This window comes from Bacillus sp. FSL K6-6540, assembly GCF_038007545.1.
This window is the reverse complement of record NZ_JBBOXH010000002.1, coordinates 445404-467382: the sequence shown is the minus strand read 5'-3', so window position 1 is coordinate 467382 and position 21979 is coordinate 445404. Positions and strand designations below refer to the sequence as shown.

The 21979-nt window shown below is 45.1% G+C and carries 26 protein-coding genes; 22 read left to right on the top strand and 4 right to left on the bottom strand.

What is annotated here, in order from left to right:
* The first annotated feature begins 145 nt into the window (after positions 1-145).
* Positions 146-1753 carry a glutamine hydrolyzing CTP synthase gene (pyrG, locus tag MHH82_RS34790; protein ID WP_021480821.1) on the top strand — a complete coding sequence of 536 codons (1608 nt, stop codon included), beginning with the start codon at positions 146-148 and terminating at the stop codon, positions 1751-1753.
* A gap of 81 nt (positions 1754-1834) precedes the next feature.
* Here pyrG and MHH82_RS34785 read toward each other — a convergent pair whose 3' ends face one another.
* Positions 1835-2356 (bottom strand): DUF2529 domain-containing protein, encoded by a 522-nt coding sequence (locus MHH82_RS34785; RefSeq protein WP_014481199.1) that lies wholly within the window; start codon positions 2354-2356, stop codon positions 1835-1837.
* A 165-nt stretch (positions 2357-2521) separates the two neighbouring features.
* Between MHH82_RS34785 and spo0F the strand changes: the two genes are divergently transcribed.
* From spo0F to MHH82_RS34730, 11 genes are all read left to right on the top strand, one after another.
* Positions 2522-2896 (top strand): sporulation initiation phosphotransferase Spo0F, encoded by a 375-nt coding sequence (gene spo0F / locus MHH82_RS34780; RefSeq protein ID WP_003227621.1) that lies wholly within the window; start codon positions 2522-2524, stop codon positions 2894-2896.
* A 180-nt stretch (positions 2897-3076) separates the two neighbouring features.
* Positions 3077-3934 (top strand): class II fructose-bisphosphate aldolase, encoded by an 858-nt coding sequence (locus MHH82_RS34775; protein WP_003243339.1) that lies wholly within the window; start codon positions 3077-3079, stop codon positions 3932-3934.
* 119 nt (positions 3935-4053) lie between these two features.
* Complete coding sequence (gene fsa / locus MHH82_RS34770; protein ID WP_003227626.1) at positions 4054-4692, top strand: fructose-6-phosphate aldolase; 639 nt, start codon at positions 4054-4056, stop codon at positions 4690-4692.
* A 377-nt stretch (positions 4693-5069) separates the two neighbouring features.
* Entirely contained in the window at positions 5070-6359 is a 1290-nt protein-coding gene (locus tag MHH82_RS34765; protein WP_003227628.1) for a UDP-N-acetylglucosamine 1-carboxyvinyltransferase, read from the top strand.
* A gap of 30 nt (positions 6360-6389) precedes the next feature.
* Positions 6390-7355: a class II fructose-bisphosphatase gene (gene glpX / locus MHH82_RS34760; protein WP_014481197.1), complete on the top strand. Its 966-nt coding sequence runs from the start codon at positions 6390-6392 to the stop codon at positions 7353-7355.
* Positions 7356-7569: 214 nt separating this feature from the next.
* Positions 7570-7731, top strand: coding sequence for a hypothetical protein (locus MHH82_RS34755; RefSeq protein ID WP_003227632.1), 162 nt, complete (start codon positions 7570-7572; stop codon positions 7729-7731).
* A 30-nt stretch (positions 7732-7761) separates the two neighbouring features.
* Entirely contained in the window at positions 7762-9045 is a 1284-nt protein-coding gene (rho, locus tag MHH82_RS34750; RefSeq protein ID WP_003221939.1) for a transcription termination factor Rho, read from the top strand.
* A 118-nt stretch (positions 9046-9163) separates the two neighbouring features.
* Positions 9164-9364: a 50S ribosomal protein L31 gene (rpmE, locus tag MHH82_RS34745; RefSeq protein ID WP_003151132.1), complete on the top strand. Its 201-nt coding sequence runs from the start codon at positions 9164-9166 to the stop codon at positions 9362-9364.
* An 88-nt stretch (positions 9365-9452) separates the two neighbouring features.
* On the top strand, positions 9453-10040 hold the full coding sequence (locus MHH82_RS34740) for a thymidine kinase (RefSeq protein ID WP_014478269.1): 588 nt from the start codon (positions 9453-9455) through the stop codon (positions 10038-10040).
* A 289-nt stretch (positions 10041-10329) separates the two neighbouring features.
* Positions 10330-12027, top strand: coding sequence for an oxaloacetate-decarboxylating malate dehydrogenase (malS, locus tag MHH82_RS34735; protein ID WP_003244309.1), 1698 nt, complete (start codon positions 10330-10332; stop codon positions 12025-12027).
* Positions 12028-12108: 81 nt separating this feature from the next.
* Positions 12109-13068, top strand: coding sequence for an AEC family transporter (locus MHH82_RS34730; RefSeq protein ID WP_003242497.1), 960 nt, complete (start codon positions 12109-12111; stop codon positions 13066-13068).
* A gap of 34 nt (positions 13069-13102) precedes the next feature.
* On the opposite strand, the gene racA is transcribed toward MHH82_RS34730, so the two are convergent.
* Entirely contained in the window at positions 13103-13657 is a 555-nt protein-coding gene (racA, locus tag MHH82_RS34725; protein WP_049140957.1) for a chromosome-anchoring protein RacA, read from the bottom strand.
* Between the two features lie 121 nt (positions 13658-13778).
* Entirely contained in the window at positions 13779-14165 is a 387-nt protein-coding gene (gloA2, locus tag MHH82_RS34720; RefSeq protein ID WP_021480816.1) for an SMU1112c/YaeR family gloxylase I-like metalloprotein, read from the bottom strand.
* Between the two features lie 125 nt (positions 14166-14290).
* Between gloA2 and prfA the strand changes: the two genes are divergently transcribed.
* Genes prfA through MHH82_RS34705 form a run of 3 tightly spaced genes read left to right on the top strand, consistent with a single transcriptional unit; the run spans position 14291 to position 16576 of the window.
* Positions 14291-15361, top strand: a complete 1071-nt coding sequence (gene prfA, locus MHH82_RS34715; RefSeq protein WP_003227645.1) for a peptide chain release factor 1 — start codon at positions 14291-14293, stop codon at positions 15359-15361.
* 1 nt (position 15362) lies between these two features.
* Entirely contained in the window at positions 15363-16229 is an 867-nt protein-coding gene (prmC, locus tag MHH82_RS34710) for a peptide chain release factor N(5)-glutamine methyltransferase (protein ID WP_041850424.1), read from the top strand.
* 59 nt (positions 16230-16288) lie between these two features.
* Positions 16289-16576 carry a DUF5316 family protein gene (locus MHH82_RS34705; RefSeq protein ID WP_003244050.1) on the top strand — a complete coding sequence of 96 codons (288 nt, stop codon included), beginning with the start codon at positions 16289-16291 and terminating at the stop codon, positions 16574-16576.
* 16 nt (positions 16577-16592) lie between these two features.
* On the opposite strand, the gene MHH82_RS34700 is transcribed toward MHH82_RS34705, so the two are convergent.
* Entirely contained in the window at positions 16593-16955 is a 363-nt protein-coding gene (locus MHH82_RS34700) for a UPF0715 family protein (RefSeq protein ID WP_014665730.1), read from the bottom strand.
* A 140-nt stretch (positions 16956-17095) separates the two neighbouring features.
* Here MHH82_RS34700 and spoIIR point away from each other — a divergent pair, with 140 nt between their 5' ends.
* The 7 genes from spoIIR (at position 17096) to MHH82_RS34665 (ending at position 21805) form a co-directional block, all read left to right on the top strand.
* Entirely contained in the window at positions 17096-17770 is a 675-nt protein-coding gene (gene spoIIR, locus MHH82_RS34695; protein ID WP_015714872.1) for a stage II sporulation protein R, read from the top strand.
* Between the two features lie 66 nt (positions 17771-17836).
* Entirely contained in the window at positions 17837-18280 is a 444-nt protein-coding gene (locus tag MHH82_RS34690) for a GNAT family N-acetyltransferase (RefSeq protein WP_003244265.1), read from the top strand.
* Positions 18281-18436: 156 nt separating this feature from the next.
* Entirely contained in the window at positions 18437-19477 is a 1041-nt protein-coding gene (locus MHH82_RS34685) for an L-threonylcarbamoyladenylate synthase (protein ID WP_038829829.1), read from the top strand.
* Positions 19478-19555: 78 nt separating this feature from the next.
* A complete protein-coding gene (locus tag MHH82_RS34680; protein ID WP_003227661.1) occupies positions 19556-20113 on the top strand; it encodes a manganese efflux pump MntP in 558 nt (185 codons plus the stop codon).
* Positions 20114-20188: 75 nt separating this feature from the next.
* Positions 20189-20641 carry a protein arginine phosphatase PrpB gene (gene prpB / locus MHH82_RS34675; protein WP_015384897.1) on the top strand — a complete coding sequence of 151 codons (453 nt, stop codon included), beginning with the start codon at positions 20189-20191 and terminating at the stop codon, positions 20639-20641.
* Between the two features lie 159 nt (positions 20642-20800).
* On the top strand, positions 20801-21250 hold the full coding sequence (gene rpiB / locus MHH82_RS34670) for a ribose 5-phosphate isomerase B (protein WP_003221910.1): 450 nt from the start codon (positions 20801-20803) through the stop codon (positions 21248-21250).
* Positions 21251-21262: 12 nt separating this feature from the next.
* Positions 21263-21805, top strand: a complete 543-nt coding sequence (locus MHH82_RS34665) for a TIGR01440 family protein (protein ID WP_003227667.1) — start codon at positions 21263-21265, stop codon at positions 21803-21805.
* Positions 21806-21979 lie beyond the last annotated feature (174 nt).

Here is a 21979-nt window from a genome sequence, read left to right as displayed (position 1 = left end):
TTATGCTCCCTTTCAAGAAATTGAAAGGGAGCTTTCTTATTTTCACCCCTCATTTTTCTTATAAATCATTTAAAAGGCTAAATGATTTTTTATAAAATAGTACATTTTAAAAATGTAGCTAAGAGCGAAGAGAGGAGCAAACGAAATGACGAAATATATTTTTGTAACCGGGGGAGTTGTATCCTCACTTGGAAAGGGTATTGTAGCAGCTTCATTAGGGCGTTTGCTGAAAAACCGCGGACTGAACGTGACGATTCAGAAATTCGATCCATACATCAACGTTGACCCGGGAACAATGAGCCCGTACCAGCACGGTGAAGTATTCGTAACGGATGACGGCGCTGAAACAGACTTGGACCTTGGCCACTATGAGCGTTTTATCGACATTAACCTGAATAAATTCAGCAACGTGACAACAGGTAAAATCTATTCAACAGTTCTTAAAAAAGAACGCCGCGGAGATTACCTTGGCGGAACCGTACAGGTCATTCCGCACATCACAAACGAATTGAAAGACCGTGTTTACCGCGCAGGGAAAGAGACAAACGCAGATGTTGTCATTACAGAAATCGGCGGTACTGTCGGAGACATCGAATCACTGCCATTCCTTGAAGCGATCCGCCAAATGAAGAGCGACATCGGCCGTGAAAACGTAATGTACATCCACTGTACGCTCGTACCTTACATTAAAGCTGCTGGTGAATTAAAAACAAAACCGACACAGCACAGCGTAAAAGAATTACGCAGCTTGGGCATTCAGCCAAACATCATCGTCGTTCGTACAGAAATGCCGATTTCTCAAGATATGAAAGATAAAATCGCGCTTTTCTGCGACATCGATACAAAAGCGGTTATTGAATGTGAAGATGCGGACAACCTTTACTCCATTCCGCTGGAGCTTCAAAAACAAGGGCTTGATAAGCTTGTTTGCGAGCACATGAAATTGGCATGCAAAGAAGCGGAAATGTCCGAATGGAAAGAGCTTGTTAACAAAGTCAGCAACCTGTCTCAAACGATTACAATCGGCCTTGTCGGCAAATACGTTGAGCTTCCTGACGCTTACATTTCTGTTGTCGAGTCTCTCCGCCATGCGGGCTATGCGTTTGACGCAGATGTAAAAGTGAAATGGATCAACGCGGAAGAAGTGACAGAAAACAATATCGCAGAACTCACAAGCGGAACAGACGGCATCATTGTGCCGGGCGGATTCGGAGACCGCGGTGTTGAAGGTAAAATCGTCGCGACAAAATACGCGCGCGAAAACAACATTCCGTTCTTGGGCATTTGCTTGGGCATGCAGGTGGCGTCTATTGAATACGCACGAAACGTATTGGGCTTAAAAGGCGCCCACTCAGCGGAAATTGATCCGTCAACTCAATACCCGATCATTGATCTTCTTCCTGAACAAAAGGATGTGGAGGATCTCGGGGGAACGCTTCGTCTCGGCCTTTACCCTTGTAAGCTTGAAGAAGGCACGAAAGCCTTTGAAGTGTATCAGGATGAAGTGGTGTACGAGCGCCACCGCCACCGCTATGAGTTTAACAATGAATTCAGACAGCAAATGGAAGAGCAAGGCTTTGTATTCTCAGGCACAAGCCCTGATGGACGCCTTGTTGAAATCATCGAGCTGAAAGACCACCCTTGGTTCGTGGCTTCTCAGTTCCACCCAGAGTTCAAGTCAAGACCGACAAGACCTCAGCCTCTATTCAAAGGCTTTATCGGAGCGTCTGTCGAAGCTGCAAATCAGAAGTAATAAAAAAGACTTGCCGTTTGTCAAAAGCGGGCAAGTCTTTTTTATTTGTTTCCGGCAAGTTCCAGCATGTACAATAAGATATTATGCATACTCTTGCAGAATTTCTTTTAGTGTAAACGATAAAGCGTGATAGACATACAGTGCTGTCATTAAAGAGGGAAACCCGTAACGGGTGCCGTCTTCATCCGGAACAAGCGGCATTTTTAATTTAGAATCAATATGCACATCACAATACTGTTCTATTCCCGCACTGTCTTTGGCTGCGGGCGATACGCATACGACTCCCGCACCTTTTTCATAAAGCTCTTTTGCGAGCGCCTGTTCTTCGGCTGTGCCCGTCCCTGAGCAAAACATCAGCACCCTGTCGCTTTCTGTCACTTCCTCAGCGCTTTCTGGAAAGGCTTTGACAGATGGGAAGGGTTCTTTGCTTTCAGTGGCCTCAAAAAAGACGCCCTGCAGCTCATTTGCTCCGTATAAATAAATGGAATGCCCGCTGATCACCGCTTGAGCAAGCAGCCGCGCCCCATCTTCAATCGCGTCAGATTCCTTATCCTGAATGCGGGAAAAAATACCTGTTAACTGCGTCGTGAATATTTTCAACATAAGTGAATCCTCCTTTATAACGTACAATATCAGTATACAACAAAAGAGAAAATGCTCAGAAAATGTCGTAAAGTAGACTATTATAATTAAAGGAAATAGGAAAATCAAACAGAATACATACAATACTGCTTACTTTTGACGAAAATCATAATATTGGGGTGTAAAATGATGAATGAAAAAATTTTAATCGTTGATGATCAATACGGCATTCGTATTTTGCTAAATGAAGTGTTCAATAAAGAAGGCTACCAGACGTTTCAGGCTGCGAACGGCCTGCAGGCGCTTGACATTGTGACAAAAGAACGGCCCGACCTTGTGCTTTTGGACATGAAAATTCCCGGCATGGACGGAATCGAAATCTTAAAACGGATGAAGGTCATTGACGAAAACATCCGGGTCATTATCATGACGGCATACGGAGAGCTCGACATGATCCAGGAATCGAAGGAATTGGGCGCTCTGACGCACTTTGCCAAGCCGTTTGACATCGACGAAATCAGAGACGCCGTCAAAAAATATCTGCCCCTGAAGTCTAACTGACAAAAAGAAGAAACAAATGAATCATGTCATTATGTTGCCGATTTGTCGAAAAGTTGGTATCCTAGTTATGGAGAAAAAGCGATCTGAGTATTTACATATGACAGCAATATATGGGTCATGCTAGGGTGGAAAGCTTTTTTCGCTAGAAGACAATCAGGCTACATAAGGAGGACATTCGACATGCCTTTAGTTTCTATGACGGAAATGTTGAATACAGCTAAAGAAAAAGGGTACGCTGTAGGACAATTTAACTTAAACAACCTTGAGTTTACTCAAGCGATTTTACAAGCAGCTGAAGAAGAAAAATCTCCAGTGATCCTTGGTGTTTCCGAAGGTGCGGGACGCTACATGGGCGGCTTCAAAACAGTCGTTGCTATGGTAAAAGCACTTATGGAAGAGTACAAAGTGACAGTTCCTGTTGCGATTCACTTAGACCATGGTTCAAGCTTTGAATCTTGTGCGAAAGCGATTCATGCAGGTTTCACATCTGTAATGATCGACGCTTCTCACCATCCATTTGAAGAAAACGTAGCAACAACTGCTAAAGTTGTTGAGCTTGCTCATTTCCACGGAGTATCTGTAGAAGCTGAGCTTGGAACAGTAGGCGGACAAGAAGATGACGTTATCGCTGAAGGCGTAATCTACGCTGATCCTAAAGAGTGCCAAGAGCTTGTTGAGCGCACTGGCATCGACTGCCTTGCACCTGCATTAGGTTCTGTTCACGGCCCTTACAAAGGTGAGCCAAACCTTGGCTTCAAAGAAATGGAAGAGATCGGAAAATCAACTGGTCTTCCGCTAGTTCTTCACGGCGGTACTGGAATTCCGACTGCTGACATCAAAAAATCAATTTCACTTGGTACAGCTAAAATCAACGTGAATACTGAAAACCAAATTTCTTCTGCAAAAGCTGTTCGCGAAACATTGGCAGCTAAGCCTGACGAGTACGATCCACGTAAATACCTTGGACCAGCTCGTGAAGCGATCAAAGAAACAGTTATCGGTAAAATGCGTGAATTTGGTTCTTCAAACCAAGCTTAATTCAATTGGAACTTTTTATAGCCGCCTGACAGCTTGACAGGCGGTTTTCCGTCTATCTTTAGAAAGCGCAATCATATTCGCAGTTCAGAAAATTTCTTAATCAGGGAGGCTTTTTGAAAATGTTATTCTTTGTTGATACAGCCAATATCGATGAAATTAGAGAAGCGAATGAATTAGGAATTCTCGCCGGTGTAACGACGAATCCTAGTTTAGTAGCAAAGGAAGCTAACGTATCATTCCACGACCGTCTTCGCGAGATCACAGACGTCGTGAAAGGGTCTGTAAGCGCAGAGGTTATTTCTTTGAAAGCTGAGGAAATGATCGAGGAAGGAAAAGAACTGGCGAAGATCGCTCCGAACATTACGGTGAAAATTCCAATGACGTCTGACGGTTTAAAAGCGGTAAGAGCACTTACTGACTTAGGCATCAAAACAAACGTTACATTGATCTTCAATGCCAACCAGGCGCTTCTTGCTGCCAGAGCGGGGGCAACATATGTATCTCCATTCCTGGGACGTTTAGATGACATCGGCCACAACGGGCTTGACTTGATTTCAGAAGTTAAACAGATTTTTGACATTCACGGCCTTGACACGCAAATCATTGCAGCGTCAATCCGCCATCCGCAGCACGTGACAGAAGCTGCTCTTAGAGGGGCTCATATCGGCACAATGCCGCTGAAAGTCATTCATGCGCTCACGAAGCACCCATTAACAGACAAAGGAATCGAACAATTCCTGGCAGACTGGAACAAATAATGAAAGGGGCGGCAAACAGCTTTATGCCTGTTTGCCGCGGCCTTTGTATTTCACCGACCTGATACAGCGGATCTTCAGATGCTGACGCCGCTTTACAGAGAAGGAATCATTGGGCTGCAGAAGCTGATATCGGAATGAAGGGTATGCGTACTGCTTTTGCCGGATGACGACGATGTCTCTCGAGCCGGCGGGTCTCTGTGATCTTTTGAAACCTGTACCCCCCAAAGCTTCGCTATTTTCTTCCTGATATTTTACAATGTGTTGTATTCTTTCTCTTCGAATTGGCTAGATTTTGGACATGAGCTTTATTTGCAGAGACAGAATAAAATGACATTTTATTTAGCTCCGCAGCTATCTTCTTATGGAAGGAGACTATCATGGAAAAGTTGAATATTGCCGGCGGTGACTCGTTAAACGGTACAGTACATATCAGCGGCGCTAAAAACAGCGCTGTTGCGTTAATACCTGCAACCATTTTGGCAAATTCCGAGGTGACAATTGAAGGGCTTCCAGAGATTTCAGATATTGAAACGCTGCGTGACCTGTTAAAGGAAATCGGCGGCAACGTGCATTTTGAGAATGGGGAAATGGTTGTTGACCCTACGTCGATGATCAGCATGCCGCTTCCTAACGGGAAAGTAAAAAAGCTTCGCGCGTCATATTATTTAATGGGGGCGATGCTCGGCCGCTTCAAGCAGGCGGTCATTGGATTGCCTGGCGGCTGTCACTTAGGGCCCCGTCCGATTGATCAGCATATCAAAGGCTTTGAAGCACTCGGAGCTGAAGTAACCAATGAACAAGGCGCCATTTATTTGCGAGCTGAAAGGCTGAGAGGCGCAAGGATTTATTTAGATGTCGTAAGCGTTGGGGCAACGATTAACATTATGCTTGCCGCTGTTTTGGCAGAAGGGAAAACGATCATCGAAAACGCTGCCAAGGAGCCTGAGATCATTGACGTCGCGACATTGCTTACTAGCATGGGCGCCAAAATCAAAGGTGCGGGCACCAATGTGATTCGAATCGACGGCGTGAAGGAGCTGCACGGCTGCAAGCATACGATCATTCCGGACAGAATTGAAGCCGGGACATTTATGATTGCAGGGGCTGCAATGGGCAAGGAAGTCATTATCGATAATGTCATTCCCACTCATCTTGAGTCGTTAACGGCAAAGCTGAGAGAAATGGGCTATCATATCGAAACAAGTGACGACCAGCTCCTCATTGTCGGCGGGCAGAAGAACTTAAAGCCGGTTGACGTCAAAACCCTCGTATACCCGGGGTTTCCGACTGATTTACAGCAGCCGATGACGGCGCTCCTGACAAGGGCGAAAGGGACGAGTGTCGTCACAGACACCATCTACTCGGCAAGATTCAAGCACATTGATGAGCTGAGACGAATGGGTGCCAATATGAAAGTAGAAGGCAGATCTGCCATCATCACAGGTCCTGTCGAGCTTCAAGGCGCAAAAGTGAAGGCGAGTGATCTGCGTGCCGGAGCCTGCTTGGTGGTAGCCGGACTAATGGCTGATGGCGTCACGGAAATTACGGGACTGGAGCATATTGACCGCGGATACAGCAGCCTTGAGAAGAAGCTTGAGGGGCTTGGAGCGACAATTTGGCGTGAAAGAATGACTGACGAAGAAATAGAACAGCTTCAAAATTCATAATGGTTTCTTGTGAGAGGAGATCGTGTTGAAATGGAAAGAAGTTTATCAATGGAATTGGTACGTGTAACCGAGGCTGCGGCATTGGCATCAGCAAGATGGATGGGCCGGGGAAAAAAAGATGAGGCTGATGAAGCGGCAACAAGTGCAATGAGAGACGTTTTTGATACAGTGCCGATGAAAGGGACCGTTGTAATCGGTGAAGGGGAAATGGACGAAGCGCCGATGCTGTATATCGGGGAAAAACTCGGAAACGGGTACGGCCCTCGCGTTGATGTCGCAGTTGACCCTCTTGAAGGCACAAACATCTTAGCAAGCGGCGGCTGGAACGCGCTGACGGTTATCGCGGTGGCAGACCATGGCACGCTTCTGAATGCTCCTGACATGTATATGCAAAAAATCGCAGTCGGTCCGGAAGCGGTGGGCTGCATTGACATCGAAGCACCTGTCATTGACAACCTTAAAGCGGTGGCAAAAGCGAAAAACAAGGATGTTGAGGACGTCGTTGCCACAATTTTAAACCGTGAAAGACACGAAAAAATCATTTCCGAGCTTCGTGAGGCCGGCGCCAGAATCAAATTGATCAATGACGGCGATGTCGCAGGCGCCATCAACACGGCTTTCGACCACACGGGCGTTGATATCCTGTTCGGATCAGGCGGCGCTCCTGAGGGTGTGCTTTCCGCTGTTGCGTTAAAAGCACTCGGCGGAGAAATCATTGGTAAACTTCTTCCGCAAAGCGAAGAAGAAATCACTCGCTGTCACAAAATGGGCCTTGATTTAAGCAAAGTCCTTCGCATGGAAGACCTTGTGAAGGGTGATGACGCGATTTTTGCAGCTACAGGGGTTACTGACGGCGAGCTGTTAAAAGGAGTTCAATTCAAAGGCTCTGTCGGTACAACTGAAAGCTTAGTTATCCGTGCAAAATCAGGCACTGTTCGTTTCGTTGACGGCAGACACAGCTTGAAAAAGAAACCAAATCTTGTAATCCGTCCATAACAAACAGAAAAAGCGGGTGTGAGCCCGCTTTAACTTTTGCAGAAAAGCGTCAACTCTATCAATTCCGTGTCAAAACCTTATTTCAGTTGAATAATTTTTTGAAATAAGGTAAAAATAAAGAGTGCTGCGAATTTTTCTGCGTAATACCTTCTTTTAAGCACTAGGAAAGTTTCAATTTCTACCGCATACAGACGATATAAGTATTGATCTTCTCATGTTTTTGTCCTCGCTTCCTTCAAAACTCATTAAGACAATCCTTTTAACAAAAGCGCCGATCATGGGTGGAAGTGTTACCGATAGAAGTTCCTTTATGTTAAAAAAAGAATGTGCTTTGGCGGATGTTGTGCAAAAGCAGCAGATGACATGTTCAGAGTAAGATATTGACTATGAAAAGCGTGGTGTTTTTATGAAAGACGTATCTATTTCCTCTTTGGAAAATATGAAATTGAAAGAGCTTTATGAACTTGCAAGACATTATAAAATCTCCTATTACAGTAAACTGACAAAAAAAGAACTCATTTTCGCCATTCTGAAAGCGAATGCAGAACAGGAAGATCTGCTGTTTATGGAAGGCGTTCTTGAGATCATCCAGTCTGAAGGTTTCGGCTTCCTGAGACCGATCAACTACTCTCCAAGCTCAGAAGACATTTACATCTCAGCTTCACAAATCCGCCGTTTCGATTTGCGGAACGGAGACAAAGTATCTGGCAAGGTTCGCCCGCCAAAAGAAAATGAGCGTTACTATGGACTTTTGCACGTTGAAGCAGTAAATGGGGATGATCCCGAATCTGCAAAAGAGCGTGTGCATTTCCCGGCTCTTACGCCACTTTATCCGGATCGTCAAATGGTGCTTGAAACAAAGCCGAACTTCTTGTCTACAAGAATTATGGACATGATGGCGCCGGTTGGATTTGGGCAGCGCGGATTGATTGTTGCGCCGCCGAAAGCCGGAAAAACGATGCTGCTGAAGGAAATTGCCAACAGCATTACAGCGAACCAGCCTGAAGCAGAGCTGATCGTGCTTTTAATTGACGAAAGACCTGAGGAAGTAACCGATATCGAGCGCTCTGTAGCTGGGGATGTCGTCAGCTCAACGTTTGATGAAGTGCCGGAAAACCATATCAAAGTGGCCGAGCTTGTGCTTGAACGTGCGATGCGTCTCGTGGAACACAAAAAAGACGTCATTATCCTGATGGACAGCATCACACGGCTTGCCCGCGCCTACAACTTAGTGATTCCGCCAAGTGGAAGAACGCTTTCCGGGGGGATTGACCCAGCGGCGTTCCACCGTCCGAAACGCTTCTTTGGGGCTGCGAGAAATATCGAAGAGGGCGGCAGCTTAACCATCCTTGCTACGGCTCTGGTTGATACAGGTTCACGTATGGATGATGTCATTTATGAAGAATTCAAGGGAACAGGCAACATGGAACTCCATCTTGACCGCTCTCTTGCCGAGCGCCGCATCTTCCCTGCCATCGATATCCGCCGTTCAGGAACGCGCAAAGAAGAACTGCTTGTGCCTAAAGAGCATCTTGATCGTTTATGGTCTATCCGCAAAACGATGTCTGATTCACCTGATTTCGCAGAAAAGTTCATGAGAAAAATGAAAAAAACCAAAACAAACCAGGAATTTTTCGATATTCTCAATCAAGAATGGAAACAGGCAAATCTATCATCCGCAAGAAGGTAAATTGTATTTGCAAAAGAAGTAAATCACTGATATAATTTTCTCATATGCGTTTCGGACAATGCTCCGAAATAATAACTCTGTTTCCACACGGGATTCAGGGCGGAAGGAGATGGATACAATGAAAGCAGGAATTCATCCTAATTTCAAAAAAGCAACAGTTAAATGCGCTTGCGGAAATGAATTTGAAACAGGCTCAGTAAAAGAAGAGGTACGCGTTGAGATTTGCTCTGAATGCCACCCATTCTACACTGGCCGTCAAAAATTCGCTTCTGCTGATGGTCGTGTTGATCGCTTTAACAAAAAATACGGTCTTAAGTAATAATAGATTTCTCAACAGGCAAGCAGCAGTCTTGCCTGTTTTTTATATTGTCTAAAACACAGCTGGCAGAGAGAGGGGAGCGAAGCCTATGTACATAATGAAACAAAGCGGGTGGCTTGAGCTGATTTGCGGCAGCATGTTCTCGGGGAAATCTGAAGAGCTAATCAGAAGAGTGAAGAGAGCAACTTATGCCAAGCAGGAAGTCAGGGTATTTAAGCCTGTAATTGATAACCGATACAGCGAAGCTGCTGTTGTCTCCCATAATGGAACATCGATGACGAGCTATGCCATTTCGTCTGCTGCGGACATTTGGGATCACATCAGTGAAAGTACAGATGTGATTGCGGTTGATGAAGTGCAGTTTTTTGATCAGGAAATTGTTGAGGTTTTATCATCTCTTGCCGATAAAGGCTACCGTGTGATAGCAGCAGGCCTTGATATGGATTTTAGGGGAGAGCCGTTCGGTGTCGTCCCGAATATCATGGCGATTGCGGAAAGTGTGACAAAGCTGCAAGCCGTCTGTTCTGTTTGCGGATCACCGGCGAGCAGAACACAGCGCCTCATTGACGGCAAACCTGCTTCTTACGATGATCCGGTCATTTTGGTTGGTGCATCTGAATCATATGAAGCAAGATGCAGACATCATCACGAAGTCCCAGGTAAATCTAAAAAATAGTCCAAAACATGGGTATAAAGATAGAATGCACCGGCTAAAAACACCGGTGTTTTTTTTATATTCTGATAATATGCAATTAAAAAATTTAAATAAGTATATTAAAAAATTAAGTAATTTTCTTCCCTTGAATTTTGATTTTGACAGGCATACAATAGCTTACGTAATGTAAATAGTTTTGAGACATTGTTCGAATAATTGTCACAAAGTCGCATAAAGATCATGATCGGTCATATTTTAGATGGGTTATTACTTAACTTGGTTAACTATTTCAAGAAAGAAGGAGATTTGCTTGAATAACATAAAAAAAACGAAAGAAGGCCACTTAGAAACAACTCTTAGAGGAAAAGAAGTTTTATCTATTCCTACTTTAAATAAAGGCGTTGCTTTTTCACTAGAAGAAAGACAAGAACTCGGCTTAGAAGGGCTTCTGCCGCCAACTGTACTTTCTCTTGATCAACAAGCACAACGCGCGTACGAGCAATTCCAAGCGCAGCCTGACCGCCTTCGTCAAAATGTTTACTTAAGTGATCTTGCAAACCGTAACGAAGTTCTTTTCTATAAATTGCTGAAAAACCATCTTCGCGAAATGCTTCCTGTTGTGTACACGCCAACAGTTGGTGAAGCGATTCAGGAATACAGCCATGAATATAGAAGACCTCAAGGAATCTACTTGTCAATCGATAACATTGACGGTATTGAAAAAGCGTTTGAAAACCTTCATGCTACAGCAGGCGATATTGATCTTATCGTTGCTACTGACTCCGAAAGCATTCTCGGTATCGGTGACTGGGGTGTAGGCGGTATTAATATCGCAATCGGTAAATTGGCTGTTTACACTGCTGCAGCTGGTATTGACCCTAGCCGTGTTATCCCGGTTGTGCTTGATGTCGGTACGAACAACGAAAAACTTCTAAACGATCCTTTATATATTGGTAACAAGCATGAACGTGTTCAAGGTGAACGCTACGAAGCTTTCATTGACGCTTATGTAAAAGCTGCATTGAAATTCTTCCCTAAAGCGCTTCTTCACTGGGAAGACCTTGGCAACAAAAATGCACGCAACATCATGAAAAAATACAATCATGAAATCCTGACATTTAATGATGATATTCAAGGTACTGGCGCGATTACACTTGCAGGTGTGCTTGCCGCTATGAAGAAAACCGGCGCTTCTATTAAAGATCAGCGTGTTGTTATCTTCGGTGCTGGTTCTGCTGGTATCGGTATTGCTGACCAAATCCGTGACACAATGGTGCTAGCCGGATTATCTGAAGAAGAAGCTAACAAACGTTTCTACACACTTGATTACAGAGGCTTGCTGACTGAAGACATCGAAGGCATCCTTGATTTCCAAAAACCTTACCTTCGCAATGCGGATGAAGTGAAAGACTGGAAGCGCGATGAAAAAGGTCAAATTCCATTCGATGAAGTTGTTCGTCAAGCGAAACCAACGATCTTGATTGGTACTTCAGGGGTTTCAGGTGCATTCACAGAGGAAATTGTAAAAGAAATGGCATCTCACGTAGACCGTCCGGTTATCATGCCGATGTCTAACCCGACTCACCTTGCTGAAGCTGTTCCTGAAGATCTGTTCAAATGGACTGACGGAAAAGTGCTTATTGCAACAGGAAGCCCATTTGATAATGTAGAATACAACGGTGTTTCTTATGAAATCGGACAATCTAACAACGCATTCGCGTTCCCTGGCCTTGGACTTGGTTCAATTGTAGCTGAAGCGCGTATCATTACACCTGCTATGTTTGCTGCAACTGCTGATGCGATTGCTGAAATGGTTGATCTTGAAACACCTGGAGCAGGATTGCTTCCAAGCATTGATAAGCTTCAAGAGGTTTCTATCCAAGTTGCGATTGCCGTTGCTGAAGCAGCAATTAAAGATGGCGTGGCAAATCGTCAGCCTGAAGATGTGAAACAAGCGGTACTTGATGCAATGTGGACACCTGAATACAAAAAAGTCATCGCGAAATAATTAGCGAGTAAATTTTTCTGTCCGAGGGAAAGCTTTTTGTAAAGCTAAAGTATACGGACATAGGATTTGGAGGAGAATATTTTGAGCATCTTAGATATCTTAATCCTCCTGGCGCCGATCTTCTTTGTTATCGTGCTGGGTTGGTTTGCAGGACATTTTGGAAGTTATGATGCCAAGTCGGCAAAAGGGGTAAGTACGTTAGTAACGAAATACGCACTTCCAGCTCACTTTATCGCTGGTATTTTGACAACTTCCAGAAGTGAATTTTTATCACAAGTACCTTTAATGATTTCTTTAATTATTGGGATTGTTGGTTTCTATATCATCATTCTTTTGGTTTGCAGATTTATTTTCAAGTATGATTTAACGAACTCATCTGTATTTTCTTTGAACTCTGCACAGCCGACATTCGCATTTATGGGTATCCCGGTATTGGGAAGCTTATTCGGAGCGAATGAAGTTGCGATTCCGATCGCGGTCACAGGTATCGTGGTTAACGCGATTCTTGATCCGCTCGCGATCATTATCGCTACTGTTGGTGAGTCTTCTAAGAAAAACGAAGAGAGTGGCGACAGCTTCTGGAAGATGACAGGAAAATCAATCCTGCATGGTCTTTGTGAGCCGCTTGCAGCTGCTCCGTTAATCAGTATGATCTTAGTGCTGGTTTTCAATTTCACTCTTCCTGAGCTGGGTGTTAAAATGCTTGATCAGCTTGGAAGCACAACATCTGGTGTTGCTCTCTTTGCTGTCGGTGTTACCGTTGGTATTCGTAAAATTAAACTCAGTATGCCGGCTATCGGTATTGCGTTACTAAAAGTTGCGGTTCAGCCTGCATTAATGTTCTTGATTGCTCTTGCTATCGGACTTCCGGCTGACCAAACAACAAAAGCAATCCTTCTTGTTGCATTCCCTGGTTCTGCCGTTGCAGCCATGATTGCGACTCGTTTCGAGAAACAAGAAGAAGAAACTGCAACTGCGTTTGTGGTCAGTGCGATTCTGTCATTGATTTCACTTCCAATCATTATCGCGCTTACTGCGTAACAAAAAAAGCTCCCTTTACGGGGAGCTTTTTGCTTTAGGTTTGAAATTTGAACAGTGACAGCAGCGGTTTTTTTCTTGTTTTGTTTTTTTCAGAAGCAGCAGCGGTCTCGGGGATCGGCTGAGCGGTGAATTCTTTCATTTGTGAGGTCAGTGATTGCAGATCTGCAAGAATATCGTCGATTTCTCTGCGGTGCTGAAGCAGCTGGTAAGATACACCTTCATCGGCTTTTTGTTTCAGCTGGCGTTCCAGTTCCGACAACCTTGCCATCAATTCGCTTTCGTCCTGCCTTTGCTGTAAAAGGGTGTCCAGCTTTTGTTCAAGCTGCTCGATTCTTCGTTCTGTGTCGCTATTTGTTTTTTGGACAAGGAAGCCTGTGCGCTTTTTAGCGCTTTTCGGCAGATGAATATCCTGAATCGCCGTGCCTTCAGAGATTTGTTTTTGAACGGATTTTAGAACCTTCACGTCTTCTGCCGTGAACGAATAGTGTCCGAGCTCATTGCGTTCGGCCGGAAGATTCAGCTGCTTCACCCACCGCTGCACCGTTTTTGCGGAGACGCCGAGTTCACTTGCTACCATATTTGTATTCATGATCCCATACCTCCTTTTAAGCTAGGTATTCGACCATAGAATGAGGTTCCCTTCCCGTTAGACAAAACAAGAAAAGATTCGGCAAAGAAAGTGGGTATCTCCTTTTTTTCTTCAAAAACTGTTATTGTTCATACAGTTCTAATGGAAGCTGGTCAGGATCAAAAAAGAAGGTGAAACGTTTGCCGGTCAGCGGGTCTGTTCTGATTGGCTCTGTTTCGATTCCTTTTTCATGAAGCTCCTGAACCGCCTTATCCAAGCTGCTGACTGTAAAGGCGAGGTGGCGCAGGCCTGCGGCTTCAGGCCGGGTTTGTCGTTCGGGCGGATCGGGAAACGAGAACAGCTCAATGACATACGAGCCGTTAAGCGACAAATCAAGCTTATAGGAGCCGCGCTCTTCGCGGTACGTTTCTTGAATCACCTGAAAACCAAGCTTATGTACGTAGAAAGCTTTCGACTTTTCGTAATCTGAACATATGATTGCAATATGATGTATGGATTTCAGCAACATCATCCCTCCTCGAATTCCAGTATAGCAGAGGGGGCTTTTCCAGCTGGGATTGAAATGCTTTTGACTGGGGTTAATCACTATACTATAATGAGAATGTTACGCACAGGAAAACAGAGGTGAAGACCGTGTTAGACCGTTTAAAATCAATTGAAGAACGATACGAGAAATTAAATGAGCTTTTGAGCGATCCAGAAGTAGTCAACGATCCGAAAAAGCTGAGAGAATATTCAAAAGAGCAATCTGATATACAAGAAACAGTTGACGTATATAGACAATACAGAGATGCGTCAGAACAGCTGGCTGATGCAAAAGCGATGCTTGAAGAGAAGCTGGACGCTGAGATGCGCGACATGGTGAAGGAAGAGATTTCTGAACTTCAGAAGGAAACGGAAACACTGTCAGAACGGCTGAAAGTGCTCTTGATCCCGAAAGATCCTAATGATGACAAAAACGTTATTATGGAGATCCGCGGAGCCGCGGGAGGCGAGGAAGCCGCTTTATTCGCGGGCAACCTGTACAGAATGTATTCCCGTTATGCCGAGCTTCAGGGCTGGAAAACAGAGGTCATGGAAGCGAATGTAACCGGAACAGGCGGCTACAAAGAGATCATCTTTATGATTACGGGAAGCGGCGCGTATTCTAAACTCAAATATGAAAACGGCGCCCACCGCGTACAGCGTGTTCCGGAAACAGAATCAGGCGGACGCATCCATACATCCACTGCAACAGTAGCATGTCTTCCTGAGGCAGAAGAGGTAGAGGTTGACATCCATGAGAAGGATATCCGTGTCGATACGTTTGCTTCAAGCGGACCGGGCGGACAAAGCGTTAACACAACAATGTCTGCGGTTCGTCTGACTCACTTGCCGACAGGTGTAGTTGTATCATGCCAGGATGAAAAATCTCAAATTAAGAACAAAGAAAAAGCAATGAAGGTTCTCCGTGCCAGAATCTATGATAAATTTCAGCAGGAAGCCCAGGCTGAATATGATCAAACACGGAAATCAGCAGTCGGATCTGGTGACCGCTCTGAACGTATCCGCACATACAACTTCCCGCAAAACCGTGTGACGGATCACAGAATCGGTTTGACGATTCAAAAGCTTGATCAGATTCTTGAAGGAAAACTTGACGAAGTGGTTGAAGCGCTGATTGTTGAAGATCAGGCAAGCAAGCTTCAGCAGTCGGAAGGTTAAGATGAAGACGATATTCGAAGCCCTGAAATGGGCTTCTTCTTATTTAACCGAAGCGGGAAGAGAAGAAAATGCTGCCGAGCTCCTATTGCTTTATGATACCGGAATGGAGAGAAGCAAACTGCTCGCAAGCTTACAGGAACCGATTGGTGAAGACGAGCTGTATCGCTTTAAGCGTCACGTTGAGATGCATAAAGAGGGCGTGCCGGTTCAATACATTATAGGAAAAGAGTTTTTTTATGGACGGGAATTTATGGTGAATGATGATGTGCTGATCCCGCGGCCGGAAACTGAAGAAGTTGTCTTTCATTTGCTTGAAAAATATCGGAGTGTCTTTTCTGAAGACGGCAAGCTCGAAGTTGTTGACGTTGGTACAGGGAGCGGCGCAATAGCCGTCACGCTTGCGCTTGAAAACCAAAACTTTTCTGTGTCGGCGGTCGATATTTCGAAAGAGGCGCTGCAAGTCGCCTCTGCCAATGCAGAAAAACTCGGAGCAAATGTGCGCTTTTATCAGGGCGATCTGCTTGAGCCTTTTATTAAGGCGGGAAAAAAAGCGGATATCATTGTCTCAAACCCGCCATATATATCAGAGGAAGAAATGGCTGATCTATCGGAAATTGTCCGTTTTCATGAGCCGCTGCACGCGCTCACCGATGGCGGAGACGGGCTGAAATTTTATAAGCGGTTTATGGAAGACATTCCGCTTGTCATGAAGGATAAAGTATTTGTTGTTTTTGAAATCGGGTGGAAACAGGGAGCGGCGGTCAAAGACCTGATCCTCAAGGCGTTTAAGGGAGCGGAAGTGGAAGTGCTGAAAGATATTAATGGAAAAGACAGAACCATATGCGCTCTGATTCATAAAAATAAATAAGCAGCTTGCTGGCGAGTGAATGGATCAAGCTGTTTAACACCAGCAAAGGGGATGTAAACATGAAAAAGGCCCTGACAGCAGGAATCCTGCTCATTGCGATTGAGAGCATGATTGGCACCATTTTTCCGCAGGCTCTTTCATATGAAGCGATTTTTGGCGTTGCGTCTCTCGTTTTAGTGGGGCTCGCGATCATTACATCGGGTTTGGCTGTAAGCGGAAGCGATCAGCGGGCAAACTACCATTCAGAAACCAAAGAAGGCCGTACATCTCGCATGAAAATGGCGGCCGCTTTCTTTGTTGCGGCGATACCTTCCATTCTATGTTATTTGCTGACGATTTTGTTTTAATAAAAAAGGAAGCCTCTTAGGCTTCCTTTTTTTGCAGTAAAACAGAGTCCCATATCCAATAGATAAGAGCTGTTAATACAGCGAAAAGATAGAAGGCTGTATTTTGAAACAAAGATTGTCCCGAAGGCTGAAGCACGCCGAAAATGATCGCGTTGGCAATAAAAGCAGCGACAAGGTAATACAGCAGATACAAAGGGCTGAACCGTTTCGGCTTTTTATTCATCATGATTTGAAGCGGCAGTGCGAAGATCAAATAAGGAAACAGAAAATAAAATGCCATTGTGATGAGAGCGGCAATGATAAATGAATGAATATAAATTACTGAATAAAGAACGGACATCGTGAATGCTGATAACAGCACTGTATAATTGTATTTCATCTTAAACCTCCTAAAACACTATCGTACCATAAATAAGATTAACAGCTTGCTAGATTTTTTTCACCCTGCACGTTTACCCCCGGCTCTCCTTGTCCATAATAGGGCTAGAAACAAAGCACGGAGAGGAACGGTGGGGACCGATGAAAAAAACAGTAATCATTTGTATATATATCTTTCTTTTATTATCTGGAGCGCTCGTAGGGCTGGCAAAAGAAGAGACGGCACAAAAATCGGAAAATCAGCCGGTGGTCATACCGGATCAGGCGATTCGTTTGAGAATATTGGCAAACAGCGATAGTGATCAAGACCAGCAATTAAAACGTCATATAAGAGACGCGGTGAATAAAGAAATCACAACTTGGGTAAAGGATATTACTTCTATTGAAGAAGCGCGTCGCGTGATTCGTTCAAAGCTGCCTGAAATCAAAGCAATTGCAAAGGAAACAATGGAGAAAGAAGGAGCGAATCAGTCGATATCCGTTGATTTTGACAAAATCTCGTTTCCGACAAAGCTTTACGGCAACATGGTATATCCCGCTGGTGAGTATGAAGCGATTTTGATTACGCTTGGAAAAGGAGACGGCGCCAACTGGTGGTGTGTGCTGTTCCCGCCCCTCTGCTTTCTCGATTTTTCTAACGGGGAAGCCGTCAAAGAACAAGAAGATAAAGAAGCCTCAAAAAAGCAGACTGAAAAAGTGCTTGAGGACGTAACCGCTAAAGCGGAAAAAGCCAAAAAAGAAGAGAACGAAGAAAAAGAAGACGGCACAGAAGTGAAATTCTTTTTAGTCGAATGGATTTCCGACCTTTTTTCCTAATCATCTGGTCTAAAAATAGATTTGCCTCATAGATTGGAAGAAAGAACGCAAAAACGGGGTGAACGGATGTTTTATCAACTGCGGGTGGCAAGGGAAAAAGACGGAGATGTGCTCGAGGCATTTTTAAAACAGGCAAAAACCAGCTATGAAGGCGTGAAAGAAGGCTTCACTCAATTTCTTATGCTGGAGGACAGTGAGAAAAACATTGCCGGATGCCTCGGTATTGAAAAAATAAGCTGTGACCAGGGGCTGCTGCGATCACTTGTCATATCGGACAAGCTTCACCAAGGCCACATTGTCACGCTTTTTCAAAGCATGGAGGTGCTGTGCGAAAAGCATCAGATCAAAACCGTGTACCTAGTAGCAAATCAGCATTCCTCTGCGGACTTTCTGACGGCCATGGGTTTTGAAAGAGCTGAGAGTGTACCGGAGGAGCTGTTTTCTTCTGATCACTTCTGTGAATCGCGGCAAACAGAAGGAGCCGTTTTGATGAAAAAAGCGTCTGGATAAGTGCAGTTTATACACATACTTATCCACTTCTTTATTAGCGTTGTCCACAATTTGTGGATAACGCTTGTTTTATTACAGGACATCTTTTATACTTTCAAAAGGATTACACGCGTAAAACAATCGTTTTATTGTTGTGAATAAGGAGTTTGGTCAGAAATGAAAACGAAAAGATGGTTTGTGGATGTAACAGACGAGTTATCCACAAATGATCCACAAATTGCACAAGCAGCCGCTTTGCTCCGAGAAAATGAGGTCGTTGCCTTTCCGACAGAAACAGTATATGGCCTAGGCGCAAACGCAAAAAATACGGATGCCGTCAAAAAAATATATGAGGCGAAAGGGCGGCCGAGCGATAATCCCCTGATTGTCCACATTGCGGATATCAGCCAGCTTGAGGATTTAACGGGCCCAGCGCCGGAAAAGGCGAAAACATTGATGAAACGGTTTTGGCCGGGAGCACTTACGCTCATTCTGCCTTGCAAACCTGATGCGCTTTCACCTCGTGTAACGGCAGGTCTTGAAACGGTTGCCATTAGAATGCCGGATCATCCGCTTGCCCTTGCATTGATTCGCGAATCGGGACTGCCGATTGCAGCACCGAGCGCCAATCTATCAGGCAAGCCAAGTCCCACAAAAGCAGAGCATGTGGCTCACGACTTGGATGGCCGCATAGCCGGTATTATGGATGGAGGCCCTACCGGAATCGGGGTCGAATCAACCGTGCTTTCATGTGCGGACGACATGCCTGTTCTCTTGCGTCCTGGCGGCATTACGAAGGAACAAATTGAAGCGGTGATCGGGCCGATCCATGTGGATAAAGGGCTCAGCGACCAAAACGAGAAGCCGATTTCTCCAGGGATGAAATATACACATTATGCGCCGACAGCGCCTCTTGCCATTTGCGAAGGCAGCCCAGAGCGCATTCAGCACCTCATTCAAGAATATCAACAGGGCGGAAGACGGGTCGGTGTCCTGACGACAGAAGAAAACGCGGGCGTTTATTCCGCTGATTATGTGAAGAGCTGCGGAAGACGGGCTCAGCTTGAGACTGTTGCGGCAGGGCTGTATGATGCTTTGCGCAGCTTTGATGAGAATAAGGTGGACTTTATTATTGCGGAATCCTTTCCGGACACAGGTGTCGGTCTTGCTATTATGAACAGGCTGATGAAAGCCGCCGGAGGAAGAGTGATTCGCTGAAAGCAGTCAGATGTTCTAACCCTTTTTGGACACGCATAGGCTAAAAAAGCGGGGCGTGTCCAAGGGGGTTATTTATGTATGTCGGATTTGTTTATAGGCGAACTGATTACATTAAGCATCATGGCGTTTGCTTTAGGGATGGATGCTTTTTCTGTCGGCCTTGGAATGGGCATGGTCAAACTTAGAAAGAAGCAGATATTCTATATTGGTTTCATCATCGGCCTCTTTCACGTCATCATGCCTCTCGCAGGGATGGCGGCCGGTAACATGCTGTCAGGGCTCCTCGGCGTGTTAGCGGTTTATATCGGTGGGGCGCTGCTTTTTGTTCTTGGGGTTCAAATGCTTATGGCCTCTTTTAAACAGTCAGAAGAACGATTCATGTCACCGGCAGGGCCGGGCTTATTGCTGTTTGCCATCGGCGTCAGCCTTGACAGCTTTTCCGTCGGCTTGAGCTTGGGGATATACGGCTCGCATCCGCTCCTCACAATTACCCTGTTCGGGCTGTTCAGCATGATGTTGACATGGCTGGGCCTGCTGGTCGGAAAACAAGTGCAGTCATGGCTTGGCACATACAGCGAAGCGCTCGGGGGCATCATATTAATCGTGTTTGGATTAAAGCTGCTTTTGCCAATTTAATATACCAATAAAAGAAACGAAGTCGCCGTTTCTTTTTTCTTCATATATAATAGAGAAAAATAAGGGGTGACTGACATGGATATTATTTTTGTCTGTACTGGAAATACGTGCCGCAGCCCAATGGCTGAGGCGCTTTTTAAATCAATTGCAGAAATGGAAGGGCTGAATGTCAATGTCCGCTCGGCAGGCGTGTTTGCTTCACCTAATGGGAAAGCGACGCCTCATGCAGTCGAAGCGCTGTTTGAAAAACACATTGCCCTTAATCATGTGTCTTCTCCATTAACTGAAGAACATATGGAGTCGGCTGATTTGGTTCTGGCTATGACACATCAGCACAAGCAGATCATTGCCAGTCAATTTGGACGTTATCGTGATAAAGTGTTTACGTTAAAAGAATATGTCACAGGCAGCCATGGTGATGTCATCGATCCGTTCGGCGGCTCAATTGACATCTATAAACAAACGCGAGATGAGCTTGAAGAGCTTCTTCGGCAGCTGGCAAAACAGCTGAAAAAAGACCGCAGATAAGTTGTCAGAAAATCTGTAAACAGGTCATTTGCAAATCCTGCGTGAAGGAGTAGAATATAGTGAAAAGCACATCATATGGTGTGAATCAAAGAGCGGACAGGCTGCGCGGTCAATAATAAAGCGGGCGGGCCGCATCACACACGCTGGGAGGAAAAGCAGATGAAAGTAGCCATTGCATCGGATCATGGCGGCGTTCACATTCGAAATGAAATCAAAGAGTTAATGGACGAATTGCAAATTGAATATATTGATATGGGCTGTGACTGCGGCAGCGGCTCTGTCGATTATCCGGATTATGCTTTTCCGGTGGCCGAAAAAGTGGTTAGCGGCGAAGTTGACAGAGGCATTTTAATTTGCGGGACAGGCATCGGCATGAGCATTTCCGCTAATAAAGTAAAAGGGATTCGCTGCGCGCTGGCGCACGATACCTTCAGCGCGAAGGCGACGAGGGAGCATAATGACACAAACATCCTTGCGATGGGTGAACGGGTGATCGGACCTGGTTTGGCTCGGGAAATCGCAAAAATCTGGCTGACTACTGAGTTTACCGGGGGAAGACACCAAACGCGTATTGGAAAAATCTCAGATTATGAAGAGAAAAACCTGTAGGGGTGCTGTTTAATGAATGAGTTGAAACAAACGTGGAAGACGATGCTGTCTGAGTTTCAGGACCAAGCGGAATTGAAACAAGATCAGCTCTTCGTCCTTGGATGCAGCACGAGCGAAGTGGCCGGCAGCCGGATCGGCACATCGGGCAGTGTAGATATCGCTGAAAGCATCTACAGCGGACTTGCTGAGCTTCGGGAAAAAACGGGAATCCATCTGGCGTTTCAATGCTGCGAGCATTTAAACAGAGCGCTTGTCGTCGAAGCAGAAACGGCCAAGCTGTTCAGGCTTCCAACCGTTTCTGCCGTGCCCGTTCCAAAAGCGGGCGGAGCGATGGCGTCTTATGCGTTTAAGCAGATGAAGTCTCCTGTTCTTGTTGAAACCATTCAGGCTGACGCCGGAATTGATATAGGCGATACGTTTATCGGCATGCATCTGAAGCCGGTGGCTGTCCCTGTGCGTGTCTCTCAAAACAGCCTCGGTTCAGCTCATGTGACATTGGCGCGTACACGGCCGAAACTAATCGGCGGAGTGCGGGCGGTTTATGAGTGCGAATGAAAGGACTGCATAGCCAGTCTTTTCTTTTATTTTAAGACAGTGAAATAAATTCCGAACTTTAAATTAAATTTAAGTTATTAATATTCGTTTTTACCAATAAAAATTTAGATTTTTTAAAAATAATCTTTTACATCGGCCTTAAAAACCATGTACAATAGTGATGGTAAAAACAAA

What these genes read in the sequence shown, in the direction of transcription:
- MHH82_RS34700 (WP_014665730.1), bottom strand. Translation starts at nt 16,955, where the DNA reads ATGAAATACAATTATACAGTGCTGTTATCAGCATTCACGATGTCCGTT.
- MHH82_RS34740 (WP_014478269.1), top strand. Translation starts at nt 9,453, where the DNA reads ATGTACATAATGAAACAAAGCGGGTGGCTTGAGCTGATTTGCGGCAGC.
- fsa (WP_003227626.1), top strand. Translation starts at nt 4,054, where the DNA reads ATGTTATTCTTTGTTGATACAGCCAATATCGATGAAATTAGAGAAGCG.
- spo0F (WP_003227621.1), top strand. Translation starts at nt 2,522, where the DNA reads ATGATGAATGAAAAAATTTTAATCGTTGATGATCAATACGGCATTCGT.
- MHH82_RS34690 (WP_003244265.1), top strand. Translation starts at nt 17,837, where the DNA reads ATGTTTTATCAACTGCGGGTGGCAAGGGAAAAAGACGGAGATGTGCTC.
- MHH82_RS34785 (WP_014481199.1), bottom strand. Translation starts at nt 2,356, where the DNA reads ATGTTGAAAATATTCACGACGCAGTTAACAGGTATTTTTTCCCGCATT.
- prpB (WP_015384897.1), top strand. Translation starts at nt 20,189, where the DNA reads ATGGATATTATTTTTGTCTGTACTGGAAATACGTGCCGCAGCCCAATG.
- prmC (WP_041850424.1), top strand. Translation starts at nt 15,363, where the DNA reads ATGAAGACGATATTCGAAGCCCTGAAATGGGCTTCTTCTTATTTAACC.
- rho (WP_003221939.1), top strand. Translation starts at nt 7,762, where the DNA reads ATGAAAGACGTATCTATTTCCTCTTTGGAAAATATGAAATTGAAAGAG.
- gloA2 (WP_021480816.1), bottom strand. Translation starts at nt 14,165, where the DNA reads ATGTTGCTGAAATCCATACATCATATTGCAATCATATGTTCAGATTAC.
- MHH82_RS34755 (WP_003227632.1), top strand. Translation starts at nt 7,570, where the DNA reads ATGTTTTTGTCCTCGCTTCCTTCAAAACTCATTAAGACAATCCTTTTA.
- glpX (WP_014481197.1), top strand. Translation starts at nt 6,390, where the DNA reads ATGGAAAGAAGTTTATCAATGGAATTGGTACGTGTAACCGAGGCTGCG.
- pyrG (WP_021480821.1), top strand. Translation starts at nt 146, where the DNA reads ATGACGAAATATATTTTTGTAACCGGGGGAGTTGTATCCTCACTTGGA.
- MHH82_RS34680 (WP_003227661.1), top strand. Translation starts at nt 19,556, where the DNA reads ATGTCGGATTTGTTTATAGGCGAACTGATTACATTAAGCATCATGGCG.
- racA (WP_049140957.1), bottom strand. Translation starts at nt 13,657, where the DNA reads ATGAATACAAATATGGTAGCAAGTGAACTCGGCGTCTCCGCAAAAACG.
- rpiB (WP_003221910.1), top strand. Translation starts at nt 20,801, where the DNA reads ATGAAAGTAGCCATTGCATCGGATCATGGCGGCGTTCACATTCGAAAT.
- MHH82_RS34705 (WP_003244050.1), top strand. Translation starts at nt 16,289, where the DNA reads ATGAAAAAGGCCCTGACAGCAGGAATCCTGCTCATTGCGATTGAGAGC.
- MHH82_RS34685 (WP_038829829.1), top strand. Translation starts at nt 18,437, where the DNA reads ATGAAAACGAAAAGATGGTTTGTGGATGTAACAGACGAGTTATCCACA.
- MHH82_RS34765 (WP_003227628.1), top strand. Translation starts at nt 5,070, where the DNA reads ATGGAAAAGTTGAATATTGCCGGCGGTGACTCGTTAAACGGTACAGTA.
- MHH82_RS34665 (WP_003227667.1), top strand. Translation starts at nt 21,263, where the DNA reads ATGAATGAGTTGAAACAAACGTGGAAGACGATGCTGTCTGAGTTTCAG.
- rpmE (WP_003151132.1), top strand. Translation starts at nt 9,164, where the DNA reads ATGAAAGCAGGAATTCATCCTAATTTCAAAAAAGCAACAGTTAAATGC.
- MHH82_RS34775 (WP_003243339.1), top strand. Translation starts at nt 3,077, where the DNA reads ATGCCTTTAGTTTCTATGACGGAAATGTTGAATACAGCTAAAGAAAAA.
- spoIIR (WP_015714872.1), top strand. Translation starts at nt 17,096, where the DNA reads ATGAAAAAAACAGTAATCATTTGTATATATATCTTTCTTTTATTATCT.